Source organism: Nocardia acididurans (assembly GCF_016741815.1).
In the GTDB taxonomy this organism is placed as follows: Bacteria; Actinomycetota; Actinomycetes; order Mycobacteriales; family Mycobacteriaceae; genus Nocardia; species Nocardia acididurans.
In genome coordinates this window covers 357,246-381,873 of the sequence record NZ_JAERRJ010000006.1, presented here as the reverse complement: position 1 = coordinate 381,873, position 24,628 = coordinate 357,246, and the positions used below count along the sequence as shown (strand labels likewise).

Here is a 24,628-nt window from a genome sequence, read left to right as displayed (position 1 = left end):
AGGGGAGGTGGCAACGCCCGATGATCGCTGGGACACCGGTATTCGACCTCGATGACGTCGCCTCGCTGGAGGCGGCCGACGTCGGGGGTGTGTTGCGCTCCGCCGCGTCGGGCGGTGCCCAGGTACGGGCCACCGCCGCGGCCGTCTCGGAGAACGCGCTGACGCGGTTGAGCGATATGCGGCCGCGCAGCCTGATCCTGGTGTCGGGCTCGGGCCGCGCCGCCCGCGCCGCGGCCCTGCTGGTCGCCGCACTCGGCGACAGCACCAGCATGCCGCTGGTCACCGCCACCGCGATTCCGCCGTGGGTGGGTCCCCTGGACGTGGTGCTGGTGGCCGGTGACGACGCGGGCGATCCGCGGCTGGCCGAAGCCGTCGAACGCGCCGTGCGCCGCGGGGCCGAGGTGATCGTGGCCGCACCCGACGAGGGTCCGCTGCGCGCCGCCGCGGCCGGCCGGGCCACGCTGCTGCCGCCGCGCATCCCGGTGCTGGATCACAATCGGCTGCTGCGCTATCTGGCCGTCGGGATGGCGGTGCTGGGCGCGGTCGACCCGAACCGGATGGGACCGCTGCTGCCCGATCTGAACGCGCTCGCCGATCTGCTCGACACCGAGGCGCTGCGCGACGGACCGCAGCACGAGGCCTTCCACAATCCGGCCAAGAACCTCGCCACCCGCATGCACCAGCGCAGCCGGATCGTGCTGTCGGGCGACTCCCCCGCCGCCACCCAGGTGGCGCTGCACGGGTCGGAGGTGCTGCTGGCCGCGGCCGGGCAGATCACCGCGGCCGCCAACCTCGCGGAAACCGTTGCGGCGCATACTCGCATGGTGGAGGCCGCGGGAGTGTCGGCGCCGGGCTTCGATCCGCTGTTCCACGACGAGCAGCTGGACGGGCCCGCCACGGTGCAGCAGGTACGGGTTTTCGTGGTGAGCGCCGAACCCGATCAGGTGACGGTGCGGCGACGGCTGGCCGTCTTCGGCTCCGACGCCGGACTGGTCGACGCCGATCTGGTGAATATCGACAATGTGGATGCCGAACAGGCCGCCGCGGCCGTGCAGGGCGGCGTCGCTCCCACCGGAGCCGACGGGCCCGGCGTGCGCGGTGGCGAACTGGAACAGCTCTCGGTGCTGATTCTGCGGTTGGAGATGGCGGCCGCGTACCTACGACTACTCGGTTCCCGCCCGGCTTCCGGCCCGGGACGTTATGACGGGGGACACTACTAGTGCACGAACTCGTTGGTGCGCTGCGTTCTTACGCTTGGGGTTCGCGCACCGCGCTCGCTCAGTTGTGCGGACGACCGGTACCGTCGGCCCATCCGGAGGCCGAACTCTGGTTCGGCGCGCATCCGGCCGACCCGGCCCAGGTGAAGATCAACGGGCACAGCCACTCCCTGCTCGAGGTGCTGCGCGCCGACCCGAACCGGGAACTCGGCGCGGTCGCGGGCGAATTCGACGGACGGCTGCCGTTCCTGCTGAAGATCCTGGCCGCCGAGGAACCGCTGTCGCTGCAGGCGCATCCGAGCATCGAGCAGGCGCGCGCCGGATTCGCCCGGGAGAATCACGCCGGGGTGGCCATCGACTCGCCCATGCGCAACTATCGCGACGAGAACCACAAACCCGAACTCGTGGTGGCGATCAACCGGTTCGAGGCGCTGGCCGGTTTCCGTGATCCGCGGCTGACCGTGCGGCTGCTCACCGCGCTGGACGTACCGGAACTCAATCCCTATGCCGAACTGCTTGCCGCCCAGCCCGATTCGGCCGGGCTGCGCACCCTGTTCACCACCTGGATCGCGCTGCCGCAGGCCAGCCTGAGCATGCTGCTGCCCAAGGTGCTGGACGGGTGCGTGCGCTACCTGTCCGACCGGAGCGAGGCCGGAACCGACGGCGCGCCCAAGGAATTCGCCGCCGAGATCCGCACCGCGCTGGAACTGGCCGAGGCGTATCCGGGCGACGCGGGCGTGCTCGCCGCGCTGCTGCTCAACCGCGTCACCCTCGAACCCGGCGACGGGCTGTTCCTGGCGGCCGGGAACCTGCACGCCTATCTGCACGGCGTCGGCGTCGAGATCATGGCCAACTCCGACAATGTGCTGCGCGGCGGCCTCACGCCCAAGCACGTCGACGTCCCGGAACTGTTGCGCGTCCTCGACTTCGAACCCCTGGACATGCCCATCGTGAAACCGGAGTCCGATGGCGACGGCGTGTTCCGCTACCGCACCCGCGCCCCCGAATTCTCGTTGAGCCGCTACGAACTCGCGCCGGGCGCGGATCCGATGCCGGTGCTCGGTGCGGGCCCCGGTATCGCGCTGTGCACGCACGGCACGGTCAGCCTGATCCAGAACGGTGAGGAGCTGCGCGTCGAATGCGGGCGCGCCGCGTGGATCTCCGCCACCGACGGCGGCATCCGCGCCGGCGCCACCGACGGTCCCGCGCAGCTGTTCTGCGCGACCGTCGGATCCTGAACCCTCCCGTCGACCCGACAACCGATTGCCCGGCGTGTGCCGCCGAGCCGACAGCACGCCGTCGGTACCGTGTTTCTACATGTCTTCGAGTGACAGCAGGAAAGCGGTACTGGCGGCTTTTTCCGCGGATGCGGGCATTACCCTCGCGAAATTCGCGGGTGCGATCGTCACGGGATCGTCGTCGATGCTCGCCGAGGCCGTGCACTCGACCGCCGACACCGCCAATCAGGGCCTGTTGCTGATCGGTCGCCGTCGCTCCGAGCAGGAAGCGGACGCGCTGCACCCGTTCGGGTACGGGCGCAACCGCTACTTCTACGCGTTCGTGGTGGCGCTGGTCATCTTCGCGCTGGGCTCGCTGTTCGCGATCGACGAGGGCATCCACAAGATCCGGCATCCGGAGCATCTGGACGACGCGGGCATCGCCCTCGGCATTCTCGTGATCGCCATGATTCTGGAGTCCTACAGTCTGCTCACCGCGCGCAATGCCTCGGCTCCGCTGAAGGGGCGCAAGAGCTGGTGGCGGTTCATCCGCAGCACCCGCAATCCCGAACTGCCCGTGGTGCTGCTGGAGGATACGGGTGCGCTCATCGGCCTGGCGCTGGCCTTCCTCGGGGTCGGGCTCACCACGCTGACGGGTGATCCGATCTGGGACGGGATCGGCACGCTGCTGATCGGCATTCTGCTCGGCGTAATCGCGGTCGTGCTGATCGTGGAGATGAAGTCGCTGCTCATCGGGGAGGGCGCGACGACCGACGAGGATCGGCGGATTCGGGAGGCGCTCACCGGGGATCCACGTATCGACCGCGTCCTCGATCTCAAAACCCAGTATCTCGCGCCCGACGAACTGCTGATCGCGGCCAAGGTGGCCATGGCGTCGGGGCTCGACATCACCGCGGCCGCAATCGCTCTCGACGATGCGGAGGATAGGGTGCGGGCGGCGGTTCCGGCGGCCGGGGCCGTCTACATCGAACCGGATCTCTATCGGGCGCGACCCGCCTGATCCCGCGCCAGCAGGTCGAGAGGGTCTGTGCGGACGCCGAATTCGCCGCGCAGTACGTGGCGGGCGGCGTGGTAGCCGTTCATACCGTGAACGCCCGGCCCCGGCGGCGTGGCGGCGGAGCAGAGGTAGACGCCGTCCAGCGGGGTGCGGTACGGGTTCCAGCGCAGCGCCGGGCGGGCGAAGGTCTGCAGGAGAGTCATCGCGCCCGCGGAGATGTCGCCGCCGATGTAGTTGGCATTGTGCGCGGGCAGCGTCGCGGCCGTGCGCACAGTCGTGGCCAGGACGAGATCGCGGAAGCCGGGGGCGAAGCGTTCCACCTGCGCGATGACGGCCTCGGTCATATCCCGGGTGGAGCCGTTGGGGACGTGACAGTAGGTGTAGAAGGTGTGCTTGCCCGCGGGTGCTCGGGTGGGGTCGACGACGCCGGGCTGGATGGCGATGGTGTACGGGCGTTCCGCGTGTTGTCCTGCGGCCACGGCCTTTTCGGCGGCGACGGCTTCGGCGCGGGTGCCGACCAGGTGCAGGGTTCCGGCGCGGTCGCAGCCCGGCGCCTGCCAGGGCACCGGGCCGGAGAGCGCGAAGTCGACCTTGCAGACCGCGCCGCCGTAGCGGAATCGGTCGAGGGCCCGGTTGTAGCGGCCCGGGAGCCGGTCGGCGGCGATGCGCTGGAGTTCGGCGGGGGCGATGTCGAGGAGAACCGCTCGCACATCGTCGAATTCGTCGATGGAGTCGACGCGGTGGCCCGTAATGATCCGTCCGCCATGCTGTTTCAGATCCTCGGCGAGAGCGTCGACGATGGCCTGACTGCCGCCCTTGGGAATGATCCAGCCGCGCACGTGGGCGAGGGTGCCCAGCAGCAGGCCCGCGCCGGCGGCGGGGATGGCGCGCGGGGGGATGATGGCGTGCGTGGCGACACCGGTCAGCAGGGCCGGGGCGATGTCCTCGCGGAAGCGCAGATTCCACAGCGGCGTGGACTGTTCCAGTGCGCGCAGGGCGAAGGCGAGTTCGGTGGGCAGCGCGGCGGGTTGCAGCGGCGGATGCCGGAAGTCCGACATGGCCAGGCCGACAGTGTGCGTCCAGTGCCGCACCAGCGGCTCGAACAGCCGCCGCCAGGCCGCGCCGTCGCGACCCAGGCCGTCCACGGTGTTGCCGAGGTCGCGCCAGGCCAGGCCGGCGCGTCCGCCGTCGAGGGGGTGCGCGTAGGACACCTGCGGCGCAAGCAGTTCCACCCCGTGCGCTTCCAGATCGAAGGCGCGGAAGAACGGGGAGGCGACGGCCATGGGATGCGCGCCCGCGCACAGGTCGTGATGGAATCCGGGCAGGGTGACGTCCCCGGTGCGGCAGCCGCCGCCGATGCCGTCGGCGGCCTCGTACACTTCGACGTCGAGTCCGGCGCGGGCCAGGATCACCGCCGCCGCAAGTCCATTGGGCCCCGATCCGACCACCACTGCGTCAGCCATGATCTCAGCGTAGGTCGCGGCACCGGGGTGCGACGGCAACGTGACGAATCAGGCGCTCTCAGGCGCGGCCGGTCCACAGCCCGAGCAGAATCTCGAGACGCTGTGCGCGAAAGTCGGGCCGCAGCCGACCTCCTCGGTCGAGGGTGGCCAGCCCGTGCAGCATGCTCCATCCGACCTCGGTGAAGGTCTCCACATCGTCCGGCGGCGCGAACGGCGCGAAGGTGAGCGCGAGTTCGGTGAAGGCGTCCTTGAGCGCCTGCGGCGCGTCCGGCCCGAACTTCAACTCCGTGCGCATCAGGAACATGGCGTCGTACAGCGCGGCGCTGTCCCGCGCGAAGGCCAGATACCCCTCGGCGACGGCTCGCAGCGCCGCCTCCGGATCATCGGCCTCGGACCTGAGTTCCCGTGCGACGGCGGCGAGTTCGGCACATCCCACCTCCGCGACGGCGGACACGATGGCGTCCTTCCCCGCGAAGTGGCTGTACAGCACCGGCTGGCTGTACTCGATCCGCTCGGCCAGTTTCCGCACGGTCACCGCGTCCCACCCCTGTGTCTCGGCAAGTTCCCGAGCACTGTCGATGATCCGCTGATGTCGCTCGGCTCGTTCGCGTTCCTTACGCGTCTGAATCACGCTCACACGAAAATCCTAGCAGCGCTAGACAACATAGCCATCCATAAGTTAGCGTTGCTCTGTCAGTTAGCAACGCTAGATTTTGGAGCAGCAGCCATGATCACCATGTCCCGCATCGCCACCGCCCTCACCCTCGCCGGCGTCGCCTTCGTCTTCTGGTTCGGCACCGGCTACCTCTTCGACCCCCAGTCCATGGCCACCGGCTTCGGCCTCCCCGCCTGGCCCACCGGCGAAGCCGAAGCCTTCCTGAACATCAAGGGCGTCCGCGACGTGGTCACCGGTCTCGTCCTGCTGACCCTGCTGGTTCTGGGCCAGCGCTACGCCCTCGGCATCACCATGGCGGTCATGGCCCTGATCCCGCTCGGCGACGGCCTCACCATCGTCCGCTGGGACGGCGACCTCACCGCCGCCATCACCATCCACTGGGCCACCATGGCCGCCATGCTCGTCGCCGCCGCCCTCCTCCTGCTCGAACACCGCACCGCCACAACCAAATCCACCACCCCTGCCCCCGTCACAGCGTGACCTGCCCCACACCCCGATGATTTCCGCTCCCCCGCCCCGTCATCGGTAGCAACACCACGAACCAAGGAGCACCCATGGCAACCACCAAGCCCCACGGCCCCGCCTCGTACTTCCCCACCATCGAAGCCAAGTACGGCCGCACCGTAGACGAGTGGTTCGCCTACCTCACCTCCACCGGCATCACCTCCCACAAAGACCTGGTCAACCACCTCAAAACCGACCACGCCATGGGCCACGGCCACGCCACCGCCCTCGCCCAGTTCCACCTCAACCCCGGCAAGTGGGAACGCTGAACCCCTTACGCCCCAACGCAATCGGCCGCTCACGAACTCCGTGAGCGGTCGATGCCGTACCTACCCGAATCAACCGCGCGGCGGCTTCAACCGAGTCGCCTGGGTGAGATCCAGATCGATCCCGAAGGGAACCGTGAGTCGAAGACGATCGTGGTGAATGCCGGTCAGCACATATTTCCCGGTAGCCGGATCGAGTTCGTACACATAGACAACGGCATGACCGTCGGCGCTCTCGACCCGCCACAGATGAGGTATCCCGGCCTCCGCATACAGCTGCGGCTTGCGGATTCGATCGCGCTCGACCGAGTCGGGGGAGACCACTTCGACTACCAGCACCACATCCGTCGGCTTGAAGGTCGTCTGAGCGAGATCAACGATCGAATCCACCCGAAGGATGAGCAGGTCGGGCTTCGGTCGCTGGCGCCGGCCGAGAGTCACCGTCATTTCCCGGCCCACTGCTAGATCCTCAGGCACCTGTCCACCCAGTTCTTGTTCCAGAAAGCGGATGACGAGCATATGGAACATCGCCTGGGGACTCACTAAAACGAGACTCCCGTCGATCAACTCGGTATGCCTGGGCAGATTGGGCATTCGATCGAGATCGTCAGCCTGGAATCCCCCCGGCGGAGGCACCAGCCAGTCCGGCACCTCGCCATCGCTCGGCGGCATCGGATCGGCGGTCATTCTGTCCTCACTACACAGGAGATCGGCTGACCCAGCCATTATCGCACCTCACCGACCTGGTCGGATGCGACCGAGACACCACGCCCGTGTCGACCGAGTCCTCAGCGTGTCCCACTGCGAACACGGCGGTGTCCTCCGGTGGCAAGCCGCCGGAGGACACCGCTGACCCGATTGTGTTGTCCGCCGGAGGTTTACACGTCGGTGGAGAAGCGGATGCCGCCGTCGGGGATTTCGACGCCGGGCCAGACTCGGGCGCCGCGTAGTAGTTCGCAGCGGGCGCCCACGTTGGCGCCGTCGCCGATGACGGCGTCGCGGACGAGGGCTCGGGGGCCGATGCGGGCGCCGAAGCCGATGATGGAGCGTTCGACTGTGGCGCCGGCGTCGACGCAGGCGCCGTCGAAGATGACCGCGCCGTCCAGGCGGGCTCCGGCGCCTACCTCAGCGCCGCGGCCCACGACGGTGCCGCCGATGAGGAGGGCACCCGGGGCCACGCCCGCGCCGGGGTGGACGAGGGATTCGCCGCGCTGACCCGGCAGGGCCGGGGAGGGTGCGATGCCTCGGACGAGGTCCGCGGAGCCGCGGACGAAGTCTTCGGGGGTGCCCATGTCTCGCCAGTAGGCCATGTCCACGTGGCCTTGGATGTGGGCTCCCTCGGCCAGGAGGGAGGGGAAGGTTTCGCGTTCGACCGAGACGGGGCGGCCTGCGGGGATCTTTTCGATGTACTCGCGGCGGAAGACGTAGCAGCCGGCGTTGATCTGGTCGGTCGGCGGGTCCTGGGTCTTCTCGAGGAAGGCGGTGACCCGGCCGGATTCGTCGGTGGGGACGCAGCCGAAGGCGCGGGGGTCGCTGACGCGGACGAGGTGCAGGGTGACGTCGGCGTTGGAGGTGTGGTGGGTGTCGAGGACCGCACCCAGATCCGTGCCGCCGAGGACGTCGCCGTTGAAGACCATGACCGTGTCGGCGCGCAGCTTGGGCAGGACGTTGCGGATGCCGCCGCCGGTGCCGAGGGGTTCGGTTTCGGTGACGTACTCGAGTTCGAGACCGAACTCGGAGCCGTCACCGAAGTGGTCCTCGAAGACCTCCGCCTTGTAGGAGGTGCCGAGGACCACGTGGGTGATTCCGGCGTCGGCGATGCGGGCCAGCAGGTGCTGCAGGAAGGGCAGGCCCGCGGTGGGGAGCATGGGTTTGGGGGCGGACAGTGTGAGCGGACGCAAGCGGGTGCCCTGGCCCCCAACCAGGATCACCGCGTCCGTGGTTTCGGCAACACTGCCGGTGTTCGCCATTTTCTCCCCTGTTGTCAGGTGTATAGGTATCCGGTCAGGAGCCCGAGAACAATCACTCCCGATGCTCGAGCCGGCATGCGCGATCGCGTTCGCGCAGTGCGGATCGAACCGCAAGCTTGCAGCGGATCGCAAGTCCGGCCTTCAGAGCGACCCGCAGCGGCGCCTGCCACCAGTGTGGATGCCGGTCCGCCTGGAAGCGGTAGGCGCTGGCATGGTGGGCCGGGAGCATCGTCTCGGGATGCTTGCCCGCCGCGTGGCCCTTGGCGTGCGTGACCTCTGCGGATGGTACGAACACATTGTGCCAGCCGGCCTTGCCCATGCGGTCGCCGAAGTCCACATCCTCCATGTACATGAAGTAGCGGGAGTCGAATCCGTCGATGGAGTCGAAGGCGGCGCGGCGCACGAGCAGGCAGGAGCCGGACAGCCAGCCGACGGTGCGTTCGGAGATGGCGGCGTTGTCCTGGCGGTACTTCTGGGTCCAGGGGTTGCCGGGCCAGATGGTGCCGAAGATGGCGTGGCCCGCGCCGTCGGCGATGCCGGGCACGGACCGCGCGGACGGATAGGTGCTGCCGTCCGGCTCGAGCACCATGGGCCCGATGGCTCCGGCGCGCGGCCAGCGCTTGGCGGCCTCGAGCAGGATGTCGATGGAGTCGGTGCCCCAGCGGATGTCGGGGTTGGAGATGACGATGAATTCGATGTCCGGGTCGATTTCGGCGACGGCGCGGTTGATGGCGCCGCCGTAGCCGATATTGCCGCCGGTGCGCAGCAGTCGCACGTGTTCGTTGGCGTCGGCGACCAGTTCGGGCACGCCGTCGTTCGAGCCGTTGTCGGCCAGGATGACCTGCGGCTTCTCGCTGGTCGCGGTGGCTAGCGTGCTGATGAAGTGTTCCAGGTGCTCACCGGGCGAGTAGGTCACCGTGACGACGGCCAGGGTCGGCCGTCCGACAGAATCCGAGGGGCTCACGGGCGTCCAGCCTAGTCGGTGACGGCGGCGAGCGCGTCGTTCAGAGCGGGTTCCCAGCTACGCAGCGGCGTGAGCCCGGCGGCGGCCCAGGATTTGCCGGATAGGACCGAATATGCCGGGCGCGGAGCGGGTCTCGGGAATTCGTCGGTGCCGCAGGGGCGTACGCGCTCGGGATCGGCGCCGATTCCCGTGAATACGGCCCGAGCCAGATCGAACCAACTGGCCTGTCCGGCGTTGGTGGCGTGCAGGATTCGCGGTGCGCCCGGCTTGCCCGCCAGTTCCAGCAGCCCCGCCGCCAGATCGACCGCGTAGGTGGGCGAGCCGATCTGATCGTTCACCACATTCACGGTGTCGCGTTCGCGTTCGAGCCGCCGCATGGTGGCGACGAAGTCACCGCCGCGCCCGGTGTAAACCCAAGCGGTGCGGACGATATGGGCATCCGGGGCACATTCCAGCACGGCCTGCTCCCCGGCCAGTTTGGACCGCCCGTAGACGGTGGCGGGCCCGGTCGGATCCTCCGGCTCATAGGGCTTGGAGGCATTGCCCGGAAACACGTAGTCGGTCGAGACGTGGATGAGCCGCGCCCCCGCCGCGGCGCACGCAGCGGCCAGGACCGCGGGCCCGGTGGCGTTCACCGCGAAGGCGGCGTCCACCTCGCGCTCCGCCTGATCGACGGCGGTGTAGGCCGCGCAATTCACCAGCACATCACCGGGATTCACGATCCCGCGCACCGCGTCGGCATCGGTGATGTCGAGTTCGTCCCGTCCGAATCCGTGTGCATCGGGCGAAAGCCGCAGCAGCGCGCGGCCGAGTTGCCCGTGCGCCCCGGTCACCACCACCCGGGGCGGGAGCGATGCGTGCGCGGGCGGCAGGGAGGCGGATGTCACGGCGGCCAGTCTCGCACGACCGGCCGATCTCCGCCCGCACCGCTTGTCACCTGCGGCTTTGCCGGTGATGCAGGAGTCGTCTGGAACTGCGGGCACACGACTCACGGAGCGTCGGCTACACCGACATACCGGTTGGCGCGTCTAGCCTGCACTCAGGGGGCATTCCATCGGCATCACCCGATCGCGGGGTGCGGCCGAGCCGGATCATCGAAAGGAATCAAGGTTGCCGGAGAGCACGAGGGCATCCGCACCGCTACCGCCGCATCATTCGATCTCGAATGCGAAGCGCGGCGGTAGAGGCGGGGGTTCCGTGCGCGTATTCCTCACGGCGGCCGCGGCGCTGGTCCTGGTGATCACGGGTCTGGGCTGGCACAGCGTGGATCAGCTGGTGTCGAGTATCGAGCGGATCGGTGATCTGGGCCTGGGCGGGGGCAAGGACGGCGCGGTCGACATTCTGATGGTCGGCATCGACGCGCGGACGGACGCGCACGGCAACCCGCTCTCCGATGACGAGCGCGCCATGCTGCACGCCGGTGACGAGGTCGGTTTGAACACCGACACCATCATCTTGATCCGGGTGCCGAACGACGGCCGCAGTGCGACGGCCATCTCCATCCCGCGCGACTCCTATGTGGATATCCCGGGCCTGGGCATGGGCAAGATCAATTCGGCGTACGGCGTGACCAAACTGGCCAAGCAGCAGAAGCTGCTCGATCAGGGCGAGTCCGCGAAGCAGGCCGACCAGGAGTCGAGCCAGGCCGGACGCCAGGCGCTGATCAAGTCGGTCGCCAACCTCACCGGTATCACCGTCGACCATTACGCCGAGGTCGGGCTGCTCGGTTTCGTGCTGCTCACCGATGCCGTCGGCGGGGTCGACGTCTGCCTGAACAATGCGGTGTACGAGCCGATGTCGGGCGCGGACTTCCCGGCGGGCCGCCAGCGCCTGGACGGCGCGCAGGCGCTGAGCTTCGTCCGTCAGCGCCACGAGCTACCCCGGGGCGACCTGGATCGCATCGTGCGCCAGCAGGTGTACATGGCACAGCTGGTGCATCAGGTGCTGAGCGCGAAGACGCTCACCAGCCCGAGCCGGCTGCAGGACCTGAGCAACGCCGTGGGCCGCACCATCGTGCTGGACGAGGACTGGGATGTGCTGAAGTTCCTGTCGCAGCTGCAGGATCTGTCCGGCGGCAAGGTCGAGTTCGAGACCATCCCGGTGCAGGATCTCAACGGCTGGACCGATGACGGCGAATCGGTGGTGCGCGTCGATCCGGCGGCCGTGCAGAAGTATGTCGCCGAGACCATCGGCGGCGGTGGCGAGGACGACGCGCATGCGGAGACCAACGGCGTGGATCCCTCGACCGTCACCGTGGACGTCTACAACGCCAGCGGTGTGGGCGGTATGGCCGGGAGTGTGGCGCAGGCGCTGCAGGGCAAGGGTTTCCGCACCGGCACCGTGGACAACTGGATCGGCGGCCCGATCCAGAGCACCCGGGTGCTGACCGGTGACGCCAAGAACGCGAAGGCCCGCGCGGTGGCGCAGGCCCTGGGCGGGGTCCCGGTGCTGGCGGAGTCGGGCCTGCCGGAGGGTTCGGTTCGCGTGGTGCTGGCGGGTGACTACTCTGGTCCGGGCTCCGCTCCGGCGACCACGATGGATTTCTCGAGTTCGTCCACCATGACGCCGGTGCCGCCCGCACCACCCATCGATGCCGGCCAGAACGGACCGAAATGCGTGAACTGAACGAGACCCTCACCGAGGCGGTGCTCGACCCCATCCTCGCCCGCGATCCGGCGGGCCCGCGGATCACCTATTACGACGACGCCACCGGCGCGCGCATCGAGCTGTCGGCGCTGACGCTGGCGAACTGGGCGGCCAAGACCGCCAATATGATTCGGGACGAGTTCGGGCTGTCGGCGGGGGCGCGCGTCGCGGTGCTGCTGCCCGCGCACTGGCAGACCGCGGCGGTGCTGCTGGGCTGCTGGTGGGCCGGGACCGAGGTGGTGCTGCACGCCGATCCGGACGCCGAACTGGCGCTGGTGACGGCCGAGCGCATCGACGAGGCGGGCGATATCGCCGAGATCGCCGCGCTGTCCCTGGATCCGATGGGGATGCCGGTGCGGGACCTGCCGATCGGCGTCACCGATTACGCGACCTCGGTGCGGGTGCACGGCGATCAGTTCCGGCCCGGCGGCATCGGCTGCGCGCTGGACAATATGTCGGTGTCGGAGGTGTTCGAGCAGGCGCGGAAATCGGCTGCGCGGCAGGGTTTCACGGCCGAGGACCGGGTGCTGTCGACCACGTCGTGGGAGACGCCGGCCGAGCTGATCGACGGTTTCCTGGCGGTGCTGGCGGCGGGTGCGTCGCTGGTGCAGGTAACGAATCCCGATGCGGCGCTGCGGGAACGGCGGATCGCGTCGGAACGCGTGACGGCGCAACGGACTTCCTGAGCGGGGCCGCCGCGGCGCGGTGTTCTTCCCGAGCGGGTTGGCGGACTGTTCAGTACCTTCTTAGTCGACCGACTAGGAGGGGATTCCTGATGTTGAGCCCACGGTATGCGCTGCGCTGGCTGCTGGAGCAGGGCGGCCCCGGCTTCCTGCTGCGGGTCCTGGCCTGGCGCGGCGACCCGTTCGCCCGATTGGTCGGCAGCGACGCCGGAATGGAAGATCCGTTCCGCTTCATCGAGGAGATCCGGCAGGCCGGTCCGCTCTATCGCATGCCGTTCGGCTGGGCCACAGTCGATTACGAGGTGAGCCGGCAGATCCTGCGCGGCGGCGACTGGGGTGTGCTCGGCCCGGATGCCGCGCAGACGCCGCAGTTCGTGAAGGACCGGATCAAGGCCGCGCCGATTCCGGCGAACCCGGTCGCGCCCCCGGCCATGATCCTGATGGACGCGCCGGAGCACACCCGGCTGCGCAAATCGGTGTCGGCGGCGTTCACCCCGCGCGCCATCGGCCGCCTGCGCGAGCGCGTGGAATCGGTGACCGCCGAACTCCTCGAGGCCATGCCCGACAACGGATCCGCCGACCTGATCGGCGATTTCGCGTCGCAGGTGCCGATCGCCATCATCTCCGCCATGCTCGGCTTCCCCGACGAGTCGCGCGCCCAATTCCTGCACTGGGGTGAGGAATTCACGCCGCTGCTGGATATCGGCATCGACTGGAGCACCTGGTCGCACGCCGTGGCGGCGACCTTCCGCATGGACGAGTACCTCGACGCGCACATCGAGTCACTGCGCGGCGAGCCCGGCGCGGACATTCTCAGCGGCCTGATCACCGAGACCGATCTGACCCATCAGGAATTGAAGTCGAACGCCATCCTCATGATGGCGGCGGGCTTCGAGACCACCGTGAACCTCATCGCCAATTCGATTGTGCGCCTGCTGGAACATCCGGAGCAGCTGGCGAAGCTGCGCAGCGATCCGGCGCTGTGGCCGCAGGCGGTGGAGGAGCTGCTGCGCCTGGACACCCCGGTCATGAACACCGGCCGGGTGGCGTTGCGCGACACCGAGGTCGGTGGAATCGAGCTACCGGCGGGCAGTGCGGTGATCCTGTCGCTGCCGGGCGCGAATCGCGATCCGAAGATGTTCGAGGATCCGAATCGTTTCGACATCACCCGCAAGAACGCGCGGGAGCATCTGTCGTTCATCAGCGGCCCGCATGTCTGTCTGGGTGCGAGCCTGGCGCGCATGGAGGCCACGCACGCGCTGCGGTCGCTGTTCGAACAGTTCCCGGAGCTGGCCTTGCACGGTGCGCCGCGGCGGCTGCGCAGGCATACGCTGCGCGGTTACTCGTCGCTGCCGGTGCGGCTGGGAAAGCGCGCTGTCCTGGGCGTTTGACGCCACGCGGGCGGAGCGGCGCTCCTACCACGGTAGGAGCGACCGATCCCTCCTCCGGCTGTTTCCCGCGCACCGGCTTTCCGTACCGTGGAGGCATCCGACGACGACGGGGAGTCAGCGATGCTGAGTGCGCGATACCGGATGCGGTGGCTGGTCGAGCAGGGTCTGGTGCGGGCGGCGCTGAAAAGGCAGGCCCGGCGCGGTGACCCGTTCGGGATACTGCTCGCCGCGCCGCAGGGGCTGCACGATCCCTACCCGTACATCGAGGAGATCCGGCAGCGCGGGCGCATGTACCGCAGCCCGGTCGGCTGGGTCACCACCGACTACGAGATCACTCGGAACCTGCTGCGGTCCAACGACTTCGGCATCTTCGGCATCGATTCCACGAGCACTCCCACGGCACTGCGGGCGATCCTGAACGCGGTGGCGCTGCCGCCCAATCCGGTGGAGCCGCCGTCCATGCTGGTGCTCGATCCGCCCGATCACACACGCCTGCGCAAGTCGGTGTCCAAGGCGTTCACGCCGCGCGCCATCGCCCGGCTGCGCGAGCGCGTCGAGGCGGTGACGGCCGACCTCCTCGACGCGCTGCCCGAGGGCGGATCCGCCGATCTGGTCACGGATTTCGCCGCCCGGCTGCCGATCGCCATCATCTCCGACATGCTCGGTTTCCCGGACGAGTCCAGGGACCGGTTCCTGACCTGGGGTGACGAGATCACGGCCATGCTGGATATCGGCATCACGTGGAAGCAGTGGCGTATCGCGGTCGAATCCATGCGGGTCATGGACGGCTACCTGGACGCGCATATCGCGCGACTGCGCCGGGAACCGGGCGAGGACATCCTGAGCAGTCTGGTCACCGCCGGGGAGCTCGACGACCGCGAACTCAAGGCCACCGCGTCACTGCTGATGGGCGCGGGTTTCGAGACCACGGTCAACCTGATCGGCAACGGGGTGAACCGGCTGCTCGAGCATCCCGATCAGCTGGCGCTGCTGCGCGCGGATCCGGCGCTGTGGCCGACCGCGACGGAGGAGATCCTGCGCTTCGACGCACCGGTCACCAATACCGCGCGAATCGCCAAGTCCGACACCGAGATCGGGGGCAGACGGGCGCGGAAGGGCACCGTGGTGGTGACCTCGCTGGCGGGCGCGAACCGCGATCCGGGGGTGTTCGAGAATCCGGGCGTCTTCGACGTGACCCGCGCGAACGCCAAGGACCACCTGTCGTTTTCCAGCGGTATCCACAGCTGCCTGGGTGCGAGCCTGGCGCGGATGGAGGCCACGCACGCGCTGCGGTCCCTGTTCGAGCGCTTCCCCGATCTCGCGCTGGCGGGTACGCCGCAACGCCGTCCGCTCTACACCCTGTACGGCTTCACGCACATGCCCGCGCGGCTCGGGAAGCGCGTGACCGCCCAGGTGTGAACCGATGTCGTCCTACCCCGGTAGGAACTGTTACTCCGCCCGTGGTTCGTTCTCCGCCCCAACGGATTTCAGTAACGTGTCAACTTCCGACAGTGAGGGAGTCCGCGAATGTTGAGCGCACGGTACCGGTTTCGATGGTTGTTCGAGCACGGCGCACCGCGGCTGCTGCTGCGCACCCAGGCCTGGCGCGGCGACCCGTTCGGCAAGCTGACCGGTAGCGCCGACGGACTGCGCGATCCGTACCCGTTCATCGAGGAGATTCGGCGGCGCGGGCCGCTGGTGCCCAATCCGATCGGCTTCTCGACCGCGGATTACGAGGTGATCCGCACGATTCTGCGGGACGACCGCTGGGGTGTGTTCACCATCGACGGCGTGCGGATGCCGCAGGCCGCGCACCAGCTGATCCGGGACGCCCCGATTCCGCCCAATCCGGCGGAGGCCCCGTCCATGCTGCTCACCGATCCGCCGGTGCACACCCGGTTGCGGCGGTCGGTGCAGTCCGCGTTCACGCCGTACGCCATCGCGCGACTGCGCACCCGGGTCGAGGCGGTCACCACCGAACTGCTGGAAGCCCTGCCCGCCAACGGAACCGCGGATCTCATCCACGGCTACGCGGCGCAGCTGCCGGTGGCCATCATTTCCGAGATGCTGGGCTTCCCGGACGAATCGCGCGCGGAATTCCTGGAGTGGGGCGACCGCATCACGGCGCTGCTGGATATCGGCGTGTCCTGGAAGCAGTGGAGTGCGGCCGTCGAATCCCAGATGGGTATGGACGGCTACCTGGACCGCCATATCGCCGAACTGCGGCGCGCACCGGGCGAGGACATCCTGAGCAGCCTGGTCACCGCCGGGGATCTGGACGATCACGAACTCAAGGGCACCGCGTCGCTGCTGATGGGCGCGGGTTTCGAGACCACGGTCAACCTGATCGGCAACGGCGTGCACCAGCTGCTGGCGCATCCGGAGCAGCTGGCGCTGGTGCGCGCGAATCCGGCGCTGTGGCCGCAGGCGGTGGAGGAGATCCTGCGCTTCGACTCGCCGGTGCGGATCACGGCGCGAATGGCGTTGTCCGACACCGAGATCGCGGGGAGAGCCCTGCCCGCGGGCACGGTGGTCGTCATGTCCGTCTCGGGGGCGAATCGGGATCCGAAGGTCTTCGACGACCCGAACACCTTCGATGTCAACCGCGCGAATGCCAAGGACCACCTGGGCTTCTCGAACGGCATCCATGTCTGCCTGGGTGCGGCCCTGGCGCGCATGGAGGGCGCGTACGCGCTGCGCTCGCTGTTCGACACCTTCCCCGACCTGAGCATCGAGGGGCCGGCCGAGTACCGGCAGCTCGTCAACCTGTACGGATTCTCGCGTCTGCCCGTCCGCCTCGGGCAGCGGGCGAATGCGCGTGTGTAGCAGACCGTTTCGACAAGGAGATTTCACACGATGAAGCCGCGGCAGTGGATACGCTGGACGATGGAGCAGGGTATGCCGCGCGCGATGCTGCGCCGCCGGGCCAGGCGCGGTGACCCGTTCGCGCGGTTGATGGTGGGCAGTGAGGGCCGGGAGAACCCGTATCCGGTGGTGGAGGAACTGCGGCAGGCCGGGCGGCTGGTTCCGACCTCCATCAACTGGGTGACGGTCGACTACGAGCTGAGCCGGAGCATCCTGCGCGACAACAGGTTCGGCGCGTTCATCACCCCGGATATCAATACGCCGGGCAAGGCGGAGATGCCGGATTCGCTGCGGCGGCTGCTGCGCAGTGCGATCCTGCCCGCGAACCCGGTGGACCCGCCGTCCCTGCTCATGCTGGATCCGCCGGATCACACGCGGGTGCGCAAATCGGTGTCGGCCGCGTTCACGCCGCGCGCCATCGGCAAACTGCGCGACCGGGTGGAGTCGGTGACCACCGAGCTGCTCGACGCGCTGCCCGCGAACGGGACGGTGGATCTGATCGAAGCCTTCGCCGCCCAGCTGCCCATGGCGCTGATCGCCGAAATGCTCGGGGTGGGAGTCGATTCCGAGAATCGGGAACGGTTCCTCAGCTGGGGCGACCGGGTGACGCCACTGCTGGACTTCGGTGTGCCGCTGCGCACCTACCGGCTGGCCGCGGCCACCCTGGCGCAGGTGGACGCGTTTCTCGACAATCTGATCACCGAGCTGCGGGCGAACCCTGGCGACAATATTCTCAGCAGCCTGGTGACCGCGAACGAACTCGACCCCGACGAGCTGAAGTCGACGGCCAGCCTGCTGTTCGGCGCGGGCTTCGAGACCACCGTGAACCTCATCGGCAACGGCGTGACGCAGCTGCTGGCGCATCCGGATCAGCTCGAGCTGTTGCACGCCGAGCCCGCACTGTGGCCGCAGGCGGTGGAGGAGGTTCTGCGCTTCGATTCACCGGTGCAGTCCACGGCGCGAATGGCGCTGTGCGAGATGGAGATCGCGGGGGTGACGCTGCGGCCCGGCAATGTGGTGGTGATGATCCTGGCGGGCGCGAACCGGGATCCGAAGATCTTCGAGAACCCGAACGCCTTCGACATCACGCGCGCGAATGTCAAAGAGCACCTGTCGTTCTCGAGCGGGCCGCACGTGTGCCTGGGGGCCAGCCTGGCCCGCATGGAGGGCGCGTACGCGCTGCGCACCCTGTTCGAGCGGTTCCCGGACCTGCGCCTGGCGGGCACCCCCGAACGCAGGCTCCAGTTCAACCTGCACGGCTACGCGCACCTGCCCGTCCACCTCGGCCGCCAGGTTCCCGCCGCCGCGTAGACCCCCCGTATCCCCACCTCAGTAGAACCCCACCGCCTGGTCGCCCCACACCGAGTTGCGGTCGCGATCCGGGTCGTCGACCACCCGGTCGGCGGTGTCGATGACCAGCGTGGTGCGGCTGCCGGTGCTGTAGGGCGGCCAGTGCTTGGAGCCGTCGATGGCGGCGGGCACGCCGTAGGCGGCGAAGGCCAGCCAGCGGCGCATCATGCGGCCCGAAACCTCCTGTGCCGCTTTGCGTCCACCCAGCCAGAAGGTCGGGTCACGATCGAAGGAGCCGAAATTGCCGAACACGTACGGCAATTCGGTGGCGTGCCCGGCCCCCACCCGCGCCGCCTTCAGCATGGGCGTCGCATGGTCGAACCGGTACATCCAGGTCGGCGAATGCGCGGAGTGCGCGTCGGCCACCCAGTGCGCGGGCATCCGGAAGGCCGCGTCGGTGGACATGGTCAGCGCCGCCCGCGAGGTGTTCAAATCCCCGTAGGCCGAGGCGATTTCGGCGATCCGCTCGGGTGACAGCCCGGGATGTTCGGCGGCCACCCCGGCCAGCATGGCGTTCACCGCGTCCGGGGTGACGGGCATGATGGGCGAGCGGAACACCCGGAACATCGACGCCTCGTCCCGGTTGGTGCCGATGAGCAGCGGCACCCGGTGCGAGCGGCCCTCGCGGAAGCGTTCGGTCGGGTAGGTGGGCAGGATGTCGCCGTCCACCACGGGTACCGCGGCCAACCGGCCCGGTTCCTGACGCGGCACCTCGTCGAGCAGGACCGCGGCGGTGCTGACGATCCGATCGATGGGCAGTTCCAACAGTTCGCCCGCGCGATCCGGGGTCAGCTCCAGCAGTTCCAGGTAGCGGGCGGCCACCGCGGCGGCGCGTTCGGGCCCGAAAACCGTTGTGGCGGGCGGGGATTGGGCGATGGCGCGGTGGAACAGGCCCGCGCTGCGCGGGGAGGTGAGCAGGGCGGTCACGCAGCCCGCGCCGGAGGATTCGCCGAAGACGGTCACATTGCCGGGATCACCGCCGAAGGCCGCGATATTGTCGCGCACCCATTCCAGGGCGGCGATCTGGTCGTGCAGGCCCAGGTTGGGGGTGAATTCCGCGCCGAGCGAGGACAGGTCCAGGAAGCCGAGCGAGCCGAGCCGGTAGTTGATCGACACCAGGATCACGTCACCGGTTTCGACCAGTTTGCGGCCGTCGTAGATGGCCTGGGCGGCGGTGCCGAGGCAGTACGCGCCGCCGTGGATCCACACCATGACCGGGCGGGGTTCGTCGGCGGACTGCGTGGGGGCCCAGATATTGAGCCAGAGACAGTTCTCGCCCATGCGCAGGGACGATTCGACGGGCACGAATCCCGCGGACTGCGGGGCGATCTCACCGAATTCGAGGCAGTCGCGCACGCCGTCCCACGGTTCCGGCGGCTGGGGCGGGCGGAATCGGTTCGGGCCGCCCGCGTCGGCCGCGTAGGGGATGCCGCGCCAGACCGCGACCGGGCCCTGCCTGACGCCGCGCACGTCACCGTAGGTGGTGCGGGCGACCGGGGCGGTGTCCTCATCGGTTTCGGCATCGAAGAACCGAGTGCTCACGCCAACCTCCTCGTACTCCGTAAATCGAGGGTACCCAGTGGAGGTGGACGGATCGGGACAGCACGATCAGCGTGCCGTCGTTTACGCTGGGCACGTGCCGAGTTATGCGTACCGGTGTCGCAGCTGCGGCGATACCTTCGAACTGTCCCGCCCCATGGCCGAGGCGTCGGATCCGGCGGCCTGCCCGCAGGGGCACGGGGACACCGTGAAGTTGCTCACCACGTTCGGGACGGTGTCCCGCGGCGGGGGCGGCGCACCGGTTTCCGCTCCGGCCGCGCCCTCGGGCGGGGGCTGCTGCGGCGGCGGGTGCTGCGGCTAGTCGGTTACATCCTGTTTTTCCGCTACATCCTGTTTGTCCGCTTTATCGGCATGACCGAGTGAGCGGCCGGGCGCGACGCGGTCGCGGACCCGCTGCTTGAGAACGGTGATGTCCGGAAAACCGCCGTCGGCCTTGCGTTCCCAGATCTGCTCGTCGTCGACGGTGATGCGGAAGACACCGCCCTCGCCGGGGACGAGTGCGACCTCGGACAGGTCGGTGGTGAAGGTGGTCAGCAGCTCCTGCGCCATCCAGCTCGCGCGGAGCAGCCAGCGGCACTGCGTGCAGTATTCGATCGCGACGCGGGACATATCGGGCACACTACTCGCGCCGAACCGGGCTCGCAAAATGTCGCGGATGGAACCAAAAGAGCCTTTTCCCAATTCTTTTCACTTTTCAATTCCTGTTTCAGATTCACGCTCCAGCGAAATATCAGCAATCTCAACGGTCTTCGTCCGAACCGCCGCCGACCTGTCGGTGCCATGCGATAGAAATCAAGGCGACGAAGGAAGGGGGATCGATGACCACCGCCTGGACCACCGAGCAGATCACGGCGCTCGCACCGGATGCCGCATCGCTCACCGCCGCCCGCAAGCTGCGCGGCAAGTGGAGCGGCACCGGACAGCACGACACCGCCCTGTGGGGACTGTGCAAGGGCAGCGGCAGCACGCCGTATCAGACCGTCGTCGACCTGTCCGGTCCCGCCTACAAGTGCTCGTGCCCGAGCCGTAAGTTCCCCTGCAAGCACTCCCTCGGCCTGCTGCTCACCTGGGCCGAGGGCGGTGTGGCGGCCACCGGCACGGTCGCGTCCTTCGCCGCCGAATGGCTGGCCGGCCGTGCCGCCCGCGAGGCGAAAAAGGCCGCGCCGGAAGCCAAGTCGCCCCGCACCGCGAATCCCGTCACGGCCGACCAGCGTCACGCCCGCGTCTGCGCCGGTCTGGCCGACCTCGACACCTGGCTCACTGATCAGGTCCGCACCGGCCTCGCCCAGACCGACCGGTCGCACACCGCATTCGAAGCGGTGGCCGCCCGCATGGTCGACGCGCAGGCGCCCGGCGTGGCCGCCGCCCTGCGGCATCTCCCCCGCCTGGCCGCCCACGCCGATTGGCCGCGACTGCTGCTCACCGAGTTCGCCCGCCTGCACCTGCTGGCCACGGCCCACCGCCGCCTGGACGATCTCTCCCCGGCACTGCGCGCCGGCGTCCGCGCCCACATCGGCTACCCGCACCCGGCCGACGCGGTCCGCACCGAACCACCCGTGCGCGATCACTGGATGGTCGTGGGCCAGCGCGTGACCAGCGAAGACAATCTCTACACCCGTCGCGTCTGGCTCCGCGGCCGGACGACCGCCCGCTGGGCCCTGATCCTCGATCACCACTACGGCGGCCCCAGCTTCCCGCCCGACACCCCGTTCCCCGGCTCCCTGGTCGACGCGGAGCTGCACTTCTACCCCGGCGCCGCACCCCTGCGCGCGATCTGGGGCGAACGCCACGCAATTCCCGAACCATTCACCACGATTCCCCTTGCTCCCGGCAATTCCGCCGACAATCACCCGGGCAGCATTTCCTCGGCCCTGCACACCTATGCTGCCGCAATCGGAGCGGATCCATTTCTCCGCTCGTGGCCGATATGCCTCGCGGAGGTAATTCCGCTGCGCGACGAGACCGGTTGGCACGTCCTGCAATCCGATAATTCCACCCTCCCGATTTCCACCAGCGACGGCGAACCGTGGCGACTTCTCGGCCTGTCCGGCGGTCACCCCCTGACCCTGATCGGCGAATGGACCGCCGCGGGCCTGATACCCATCTCCGCCCTGGCCGACGGCTCCATCGTGGATACCGCCCCGGCCGACATCGGTTCCGCCGCCGCCCCGGCCGCCACCGGCAACGGCACCGCCGATCTCGTCTCGGTGGCGCTGGTGGGCACCGCACGCCGCCCGATCGACGCTGTCTCCCTCACCGAACCCGTCGCCACACTGGCAGCCCGGCTGGCACCCGCGGCGTCGCCGTCGGACGATCCGGCCGCGCGACTGCTCGAAACCGTTGCGCTGCAGGACTGCTTCGCACGCGGCGGGGTGGTGACGACCGCATCCACCGCGCGTCCGGTTGTCGCGGAGGACGATCCGCGGCCGCTCCTGCCGCAGGCCGCGGGGGCGCGGCTGGCGGCGTTGCTGGCGGACAATTCGCCGTTTCTGGAGGAGTGGTTCGCGGCGGCGGAGCAGGTCGGTTATCGGGCTCCGGATTCGCTGGCGAGTGTGCTGCTGGAGCGGGCGAAAGCGCTTGCGACACACCGGGAACCGCTGCTGCGGCTGGCGGGGGCCCGGGGGCGGTGGCTGGCCGGGCAGCATCCGGGGTGGAAGCCGCTGGTGCGGGCCGCCGCCGAGGACGAGTCGGTGTGGTCGCACGGGCGGGCCGCGGAACGGCGCGCGTGGTTGACGGAATTGCGGCGGCGCGATCCGGATGCGGCGCGAGCGGCGCTGGCCGGTTCGTGGGGCACCGAATCCGGCCCCGGAAAGGCCGAATTGCTGGCTGTACTCGGCGCTGGGCTGTCCCTCGCGGATGAGACATTGCTGGAGACGGCGCTGGATGATCGGCGGGCAGAGGTGCGGCGAACGGCGGCGGATCTGCTGGGGCGGCTGCCGGATTCGGCGTTCGCGCGGCGGATGGCCGAACGGGCCGCGGCCTGGCTGAGTTTCGGGCGGCGGCTGTCGCGGCCGCAGTTGACCACCACGGGGCCGGGCGTGCTGGATGATGCCGCGCGGCGGGACGGGGTGGGAGATGCGGTGGGGTACCTGCCCTATCAGGCCGAGGGGTCGCCGGATGTGGCGGCCGAATGGCTGCACCGGGTGGTGGCCGCTACGCCGCTGCGGCAGTGGGAGCGGTTGCTCGGCCCGGCCGAGCAGGCCGTGCGGGTGTCCATGTCCGAGGGGGTGCGCGGGCCCATGTTCGCGGGCTGGTCGGATGCGGTACTGGCGCAACGGGATCCGGAGTGGGCGCGGGCGCTGTTCGCCGCCTACGCGGAGCAGCCGGCCGGGGAGGCCGACAGCGAGAAGCTGCGCGAGCTGTTCGCGCTGCAACCCCTCGACGATCAGATCCGGCACCTGCGCAAGATGGACAGCAGCTGGCTCGCGGAGATCGAATCCCTGCTGCGCGCCGTCCCGCATCCGTGGCCTGCCGCCATGGCCGAGCATGTGCTGCGCCTGCTGCTGGAGCGCGCCGACCTGTGCGCGGATCGGCCCGGCGCGCCGAGCCTGGTGCCGGGCTCGTATCGGACCCTGTTCCGCGCCTCCTCCACCCACTTCCCGGTGACGGTGTCCGGCACGGTCACCACCATCGCCCGCAAATGCGCGGACCCCTACTGGGAGCAGGCTTTCGACCAGCTCGCCCACGACCTCATTCAACGCAAGACGATGCTCGAGGAGTTGCAGTGACCAGCACGCAGGAGACCACCCACGCCTCGGACGCCCTGCTGCGCCCGCACGCCGAACAGGCTTTCGCCGACGAACTCGCCGCCCTGGCGCGCGCCGACGACCGCCCGCGCCCGCCGTCCTGGCAGCTGTCGCCGTGGGCGGTGGTCACCTATCTGCTGGGTGGCGCGCTGCCCGACGGCACCGTGATCAGCCCCAAGTACGTGGGCCCGCGCCGCCTCATGGAGGTCGCCGTCGCCACCCTCGCCACCGACCGCGCGCTGCTACTCATCGGCGTGCCCGGCACCGCGAAAACCTGGGTGTCCGAACATCTCGCGGCCGCCGTCTCCGGAAAGTCCACCCTGCTCGTGCAGGGCACCTCCGGCACGGCGGAGGAGGCCATCCGCTACGGCTGGAACTACGCGCGCCTGCTGGCCGAAGGCCCCAGCGAGGCCGCCCTGGTGCCCTCCCCGATCATGACCGCCATGAAGGCGGGCTCCATCGCCCGGCTCGAGGAGCTCACCCGCATCCCCTCGGATGTGCAGGACGCCCTCATCACCGTGCTCTCGGAGAAGACCCTGCCCGTGCCCGAGCTGGGCGCGGAAGTGCAGGCCGCCAAGGGTTTCAACCTGATCGCCACCGCCAACGACCGCGACCGCGGCGTCAACGAACTCTCCTCGGCCCTGCGCCGCCGCTTCAACACCGTCGTCCTCCCCCTCCCCGCGGGCGAGGACGAAGAGGTGGCCATCGTCACCCGCCGCGTCGAACAACTCGGCGCCGCGCTGGAACTCCCCGCCGTCCCCGCCGCCGCCGAAGAGGTCCGCCGCGTGGTCCGGGTCTTCCGCGAACTCCGCTCCGGCATGACCGCCGACGGCCGCACCAAACTCAAGTCCCCCTCCGGCACCCTCTCCACCGCGGAGGCAATCTCGGTCATCACCAACGGCCTCGCACTGGCGGCCCACTTCGGCGACGGCACCCTACGCGCCCCCGACATCGCGGGCGCGGTCCTGGGCGCGGTCATCAAAGACCCGGTAGCGGACTCCGTAGTCTGGACCGAATACCTGGAAGCCGTCGTCCGCCAGCGCCCCGACTGGTCCGACTTCTACCGTGCCTGCCGCGAGGTGCACCAGTGAC

At 69.1% G+C, this 24,628-nt stretch carries 22 protein-coding genes; 14 read left to right on the top strand and 8 right to left on the bottom strand.

The genetic code is table 11. The annotated features are described in order from the left end of the window. Window positions 1-20 precede the first annotated feature (20 nt). The 3 genes from JK358_RS17675 (at window position 21) to JK358_RS17665 (ending at window position 3,455) form a co-directional block, all read left to right on the top strand. Window positions 21-1,220 (top strand): tobH protein, encoded by a 1,200-nt coding sequence (locus tag JK358_RS17675; RefSeq protein ID WP_201948777.1) that lies wholly within the window; start codon window positions 21-23, stop codon window positions 1,218-1,220. Continuing rightward, window positions 1,220-2,455 (top strand): mannose-6-phosphate isomerase, class I, encoded by a 1,236-nt coding sequence (manA, locus tag JK358_RS17670; RefSeq protein WP_201948776.1) that lies wholly within the window; start codon window positions 1,220-1,222, stop codon window positions 2,453-2,455. Before JK358_RS17675 ends, manA begins: the two co-directional genes overlap by 1 nt. Window positions 2,456-2,534: 79 nt before the next feature. After that, window positions 2,535-3,455 carry a cation diffusion facilitator family transporter gene (locus tag JK358_RS17665; RefSeq protein ID WP_201948775.1) on the top strand — a complete coding sequence of 307 codons (921 nt, stop codon included), beginning with the start codon at window positions 2,535-2,537 and terminating at the stop codon, window positions 3,453-3,455. Here JK358_RS17665 and JK358_RS17660 read toward each other — a convergent pair. Together JK358_RS17660 and JK358_RS17655 are read right to left on the bottom strand one after the other, a co-directional pair. Further along, window positions 3,434-4,915, bottom strand: a complete 1,482-nt coding sequence (locus JK358_RS17660) for a phytoene desaturase family protein (protein ID WP_201948774.1) — start codon at window positions 4,913-4,915, stop codon at window positions 3,434-3,436. The genes JK358_RS17665 and JK358_RS17660 overlap by 22 nt on opposite strands. A gap of 58 nt (window positions 4,916-4,973) precedes the next feature. Next, window positions 4,974-5,552: a TetR/AcrR family transcriptional regulator gene (locus JK358_RS17655; protein WP_307817590.1), complete on the bottom strand. Its 579-nt coding sequence runs from the start codon at window positions 5,550-5,552 to the stop codon at window positions 4,974-4,976. A gap of 90 nt (window positions 5,553-5,642) precedes the next feature. Here JK358_RS17655 and JK358_RS17650 point away from each other — a divergent pair, with 90 nt between their 5' ends. Continuing rightward, window positions 5,643-6,071, top strand: a complete 429-nt coding sequence (locus tag JK358_RS17650; RefSeq protein ID WP_232851415.1) for a DUF4267 domain-containing protein — start codon at window positions 5,643-5,645, stop codon at window positions 6,069-6,071. A 74-nt stretch (window positions 6,072-6,145) separates the two neighbouring features. Further along, entirely contained in the window at window positions 6,146-6,364 is a 219-nt protein-coding gene (locus tag JK358_RS17645; protein ID WP_201948773.1) for a DUF4287 domain-containing protein, read from the top strand. Between the two features lie 69 nt (window positions 6,365-6,433). Here JK358_RS17645 and JK358_RS17640 read toward each other — a convergent pair whose 3' ends face one another. The 4 genes from JK358_RS17640 to rfbD all read right to left on the bottom strand — a co-directional run bounded on the left by JK358_RS17640 (window position 6,434) and on the right by rfbD (window position 10,182). Beyond that, window positions 6,434-7,048 carry a Uma2 family endonuclease gene (locus tag JK358_RS17640; protein ID WP_201948772.1) on the bottom strand — a complete coding sequence of 205 codons (615 nt, stop codon included), beginning with the start codon at window positions 7,046-7,048 and terminating at the stop codon, window positions 6,434-6,436. A 191-nt stretch (window positions 7,049-7,239) separates the two neighbouring features. Further along, the gene (manB, locus tag JK358_RS17635) at window positions 7,240-8,331 is read right to left on the bottom strand and encodes a mannose-1-phosphate guanylyltransferase (RefSeq protein WP_201948771.1); all 1,092 of its coding nucleotides are present in this window, start codon (window positions 8,329-8,331) and stop codon (window positions 7,240-7,242) included. A gap of 52 nt (window positions 8,332-8,383) precedes the next feature. Then, window positions 8,384-9,295: a glycosyltransferase family 2 protein gene (locus tag JK358_RS17630; protein WP_307817589.1), complete on the bottom strand. Its 912-nt coding sequence runs from the start codon at window positions 9,293-9,295 to the stop codon at window positions 8,384-8,386. 11 nt (window positions 9,296-9,306) lie between these two features. Beyond that, window positions 9,307-10,182 carry a dTDP-4-dehydrorhamnose reductase gene (gene rfbD / locus JK358_RS17625; RefSeq protein ID WP_201948770.1) on the bottom strand — a complete coding sequence of 292 codons (876 nt, stop codon included), beginning with the start codon at window positions 10,180-10,182 and terminating at the stop codon, window positions 9,307-9,309. Between the two features lie 310 nt (window positions 10,183-10,492). Between rfbD and JK358_RS17620 the strand changes: the two genes are divergently transcribed. The 6 genes from JK358_RS17620 (at window position 10,493) to JK358_RS17595 (ending at window position 18,191) form a co-directional block, all read left to right on the top strand. Then, window positions 10,493-11,920 (top strand): LCP family protein, encoded by a 1,428-nt coding sequence (locus JK358_RS17620; protein WP_307817587.1) that lies wholly within the window; start codon window positions 10,493-10,495, stop codon window positions 11,918-11,920. Beyond that, the gene (locus JK358_RS17615) at window positions 11,908-12,627 is read left to right on the top strand and encodes a TIGR03089 family protein (protein ID WP_201948769.1); all 720 of its coding nucleotides are present in this window, start codon (window positions 11,908-11,910) and stop codon (window positions 12,625-12,627) included. Before JK358_RS17620 ends, JK358_RS17615 begins: the two co-directional genes overlap by 13 nt. A 92-nt stretch (window positions 12,628-12,719) precedes the next feature. After that, the gene (locus JK358_RS17610) at window positions 12,720-14,015 is read left to right on the top strand and encodes a cytochrome P450 (protein WP_201948948.1); all 1,296 of its coding nucleotides are present in this window, start codon (window positions 12,720-12,722) and stop codon (window positions 14,013-14,015) included. Between the two features lie 120 nt (window positions 14,016-14,135). Next, the gene (locus tag JK358_RS17605) at window positions 14,136-15,434 is read left to right on the top strand and encodes a cytochrome P450 (protein WP_307817585.1); all 1,299 of its coding nucleotides are present in this window, start codon (window positions 14,136-14,138) and stop codon (window positions 15,432-15,434) included. Window positions 15,435-15,542: 108 nt separating this feature from the next. Beyond that, on the top strand, window positions 15,543-16,841 hold the full coding sequence (locus tag JK358_RS17600; protein WP_307817584.1) for a cytochrome P450: 1,299 nt from the start codon (window positions 15,543-15,545) through the stop codon (window positions 16,839-16,841). Between the two features lie 30 nt (window positions 16,842-16,871). After that, complete coding sequence (locus JK358_RS17595) at window positions 16,872-18,191, top strand: cytochrome P450 (RefSeq protein ID WP_201948768.1); 1,320 nt, start codon at window positions 16,872-16,874, stop codon at window positions 18,189-18,191. An 18-nt stretch (window positions 18,192-18,209) separates the two neighbouring features. Here JK358_RS17595 and JK358_RS17590 read toward each other — a convergent pair whose 3' ends face one another. Next, complete coding sequence (locus JK358_RS17590) at window positions 18,210-19,772, bottom strand: carboxylesterase/lipase family protein (RefSeq protein ID WP_201948767.1); 1,563 nt, start codon at window positions 19,770-19,772, stop codon at window positions 18,210-18,212. Between the two features lie 94 nt (window positions 19,773-19,866). Between JK358_RS17590 and JK358_RS17585 the strand changes: the two genes are divergently transcribed. Then, window positions 19,867-20,091 carry an FmdB family zinc ribbon protein gene (locus JK358_RS17585; protein WP_201948766.1) on the top strand — a complete coding sequence of 75 codons (225 nt, stop codon included), beginning with the start codon at window positions 19,867-19,869 and terminating at the stop codon, window positions 20,089-20,091. Here JK358_RS17585 and JK358_RS17580 read toward each other — a convergent pair. After that, complete coding sequence (locus JK358_RS17580) at window positions 20,088-20,399, bottom strand: Rdx family protein (protein WP_201948765.1); 312 nt, start codon at window positions 20,397-20,399, stop codon at window positions 20,088-20,090. The two genes, JK358_RS17585 and JK358_RS17580, sit on opposite strands and share 4 nt — an antisense overlap. 209 nt (window positions 20,400-20,608) lie before the next feature. On the opposite strand from JK358_RS17580, the gene JK358_RS17575 reads away from it, so the two are divergent. Both JK358_RS17575 and JK358_RS17570 read left to right on the top strand, forming a co-directional pair. Further along, window positions 20,609-23,518, top strand: coding sequence for an SWIM zinc finger family protein (locus tag JK358_RS17575; RefSeq protein ID WP_201948764.1), 2,910 nt, complete (start codon window positions 20,609-20,611; stop codon window positions 23,516-23,518). Continuing rightward, the gene (locus tag JK358_RS17570) at window positions 23,515-24,627 is read left to right on the top strand and encodes an ATP-binding protein (protein ID WP_307817583.1); all 1,113 of its coding nucleotides are present in this window, start codon (window positions 23,515-23,517) and stop codon (window positions 24,625-24,627) included. The genes JK358_RS17575 and JK358_RS17570 overlap by 4 nt, the downstream gene beginning before the upstream one ends. Window position 24,628: the final 1 nt, after the last annotated feature.

Excerpts from the sequence above, each read along its gene's own strand:
- JK358_RS17645 (WP_201948773.1), top strand. The coding sequence starts at position 6,146 with ATGGCAACCACCAAGCCCCACGGCCCCGCCTCGTACTTCCCCACCATC.
- JK358_RS17640 (WP_201948772.1), bottom strand. The coding sequence starts at position 7,048 with ATGACCGCCGATCCGATGCCGCCGAGCGATGGCGAGGTGCCGGACTGG.
- manB (WP_201948771.1), bottom strand. The coding sequence starts at position 8,331 with ATGGCGAACACCGGCAGTGTTGCCGAAACCACGGACGCGGTGATCCTG.
- JK358_RS17575 (WP_201948764.1), top strand. The coding sequence starts at position 20,609 with ATGACCACCGCCTGGACCACCGAGCAGATCACGGCGCTCGCACCGGAT.
- JK358_RS17595 (WP_201948768.1), top strand. The coding sequence starts at position 16,872 with ATGAAGCCGCGGCAGTGGATACGCTGGACGATGGAGCAGGGTATGCCG.
- JK358_RS17600 (WP_307817584.1), top strand. The coding sequence starts at position 15,543 with ATGTTGAGCGCACGGTACCGGTTTCGATGGTTGTTCGAGCACGGCGCA.
- JK358_RS17580 (WP_201948765.1), bottom strand. The coding sequence starts at position 20,399 with ATGTCCCGCGTCGCGATCGAATACTGCACGCAGTGCCGCTGGCTGCTC.
- JK358_RS17665 (WP_201948775.1), top strand. The coding sequence starts at position 2,535 with ATGTCTTCGAGTGACAGCAGGAAAGCGGTACTGGCGGCTTTTTCCGCG.
- JK358_RS17660 (WP_201948774.1), bottom strand. The coding sequence starts at position 4,915 with ATGGCTGACGCAGTGGTGGTCGGATCGGGGCCCAATGGACTTGCGGCG.
- JK358_RS17675 (WP_201948777.1), top strand. The coding sequence starts at position 21 with ATGATCGCTGGGACACCGGTATTCGACCTCGATGACGTCGCCTCGCTG.
- JK358_RS17605 (WP_307817585.1), top strand. The coding sequence starts at position 14,136 with ATGCTGAGTGCGCGATACCGGATGCGGTGGCTGGTCGAGCAGGGTCTG.
- JK358_RS17615 (WP_201948769.1), top strand. The coding sequence starts at position 11,908 with ATGCGTGAACTGAACGAGACCCTCACCGAGGCGGTGCTCGACCCCATC.
- JK358_RS17650 (WP_232851415.1), top strand. The coding sequence starts at position 5,643 with ATGATCACCATGTCCCGCATCGCCACCGCCCTCACCCTCGCCGGCGTC.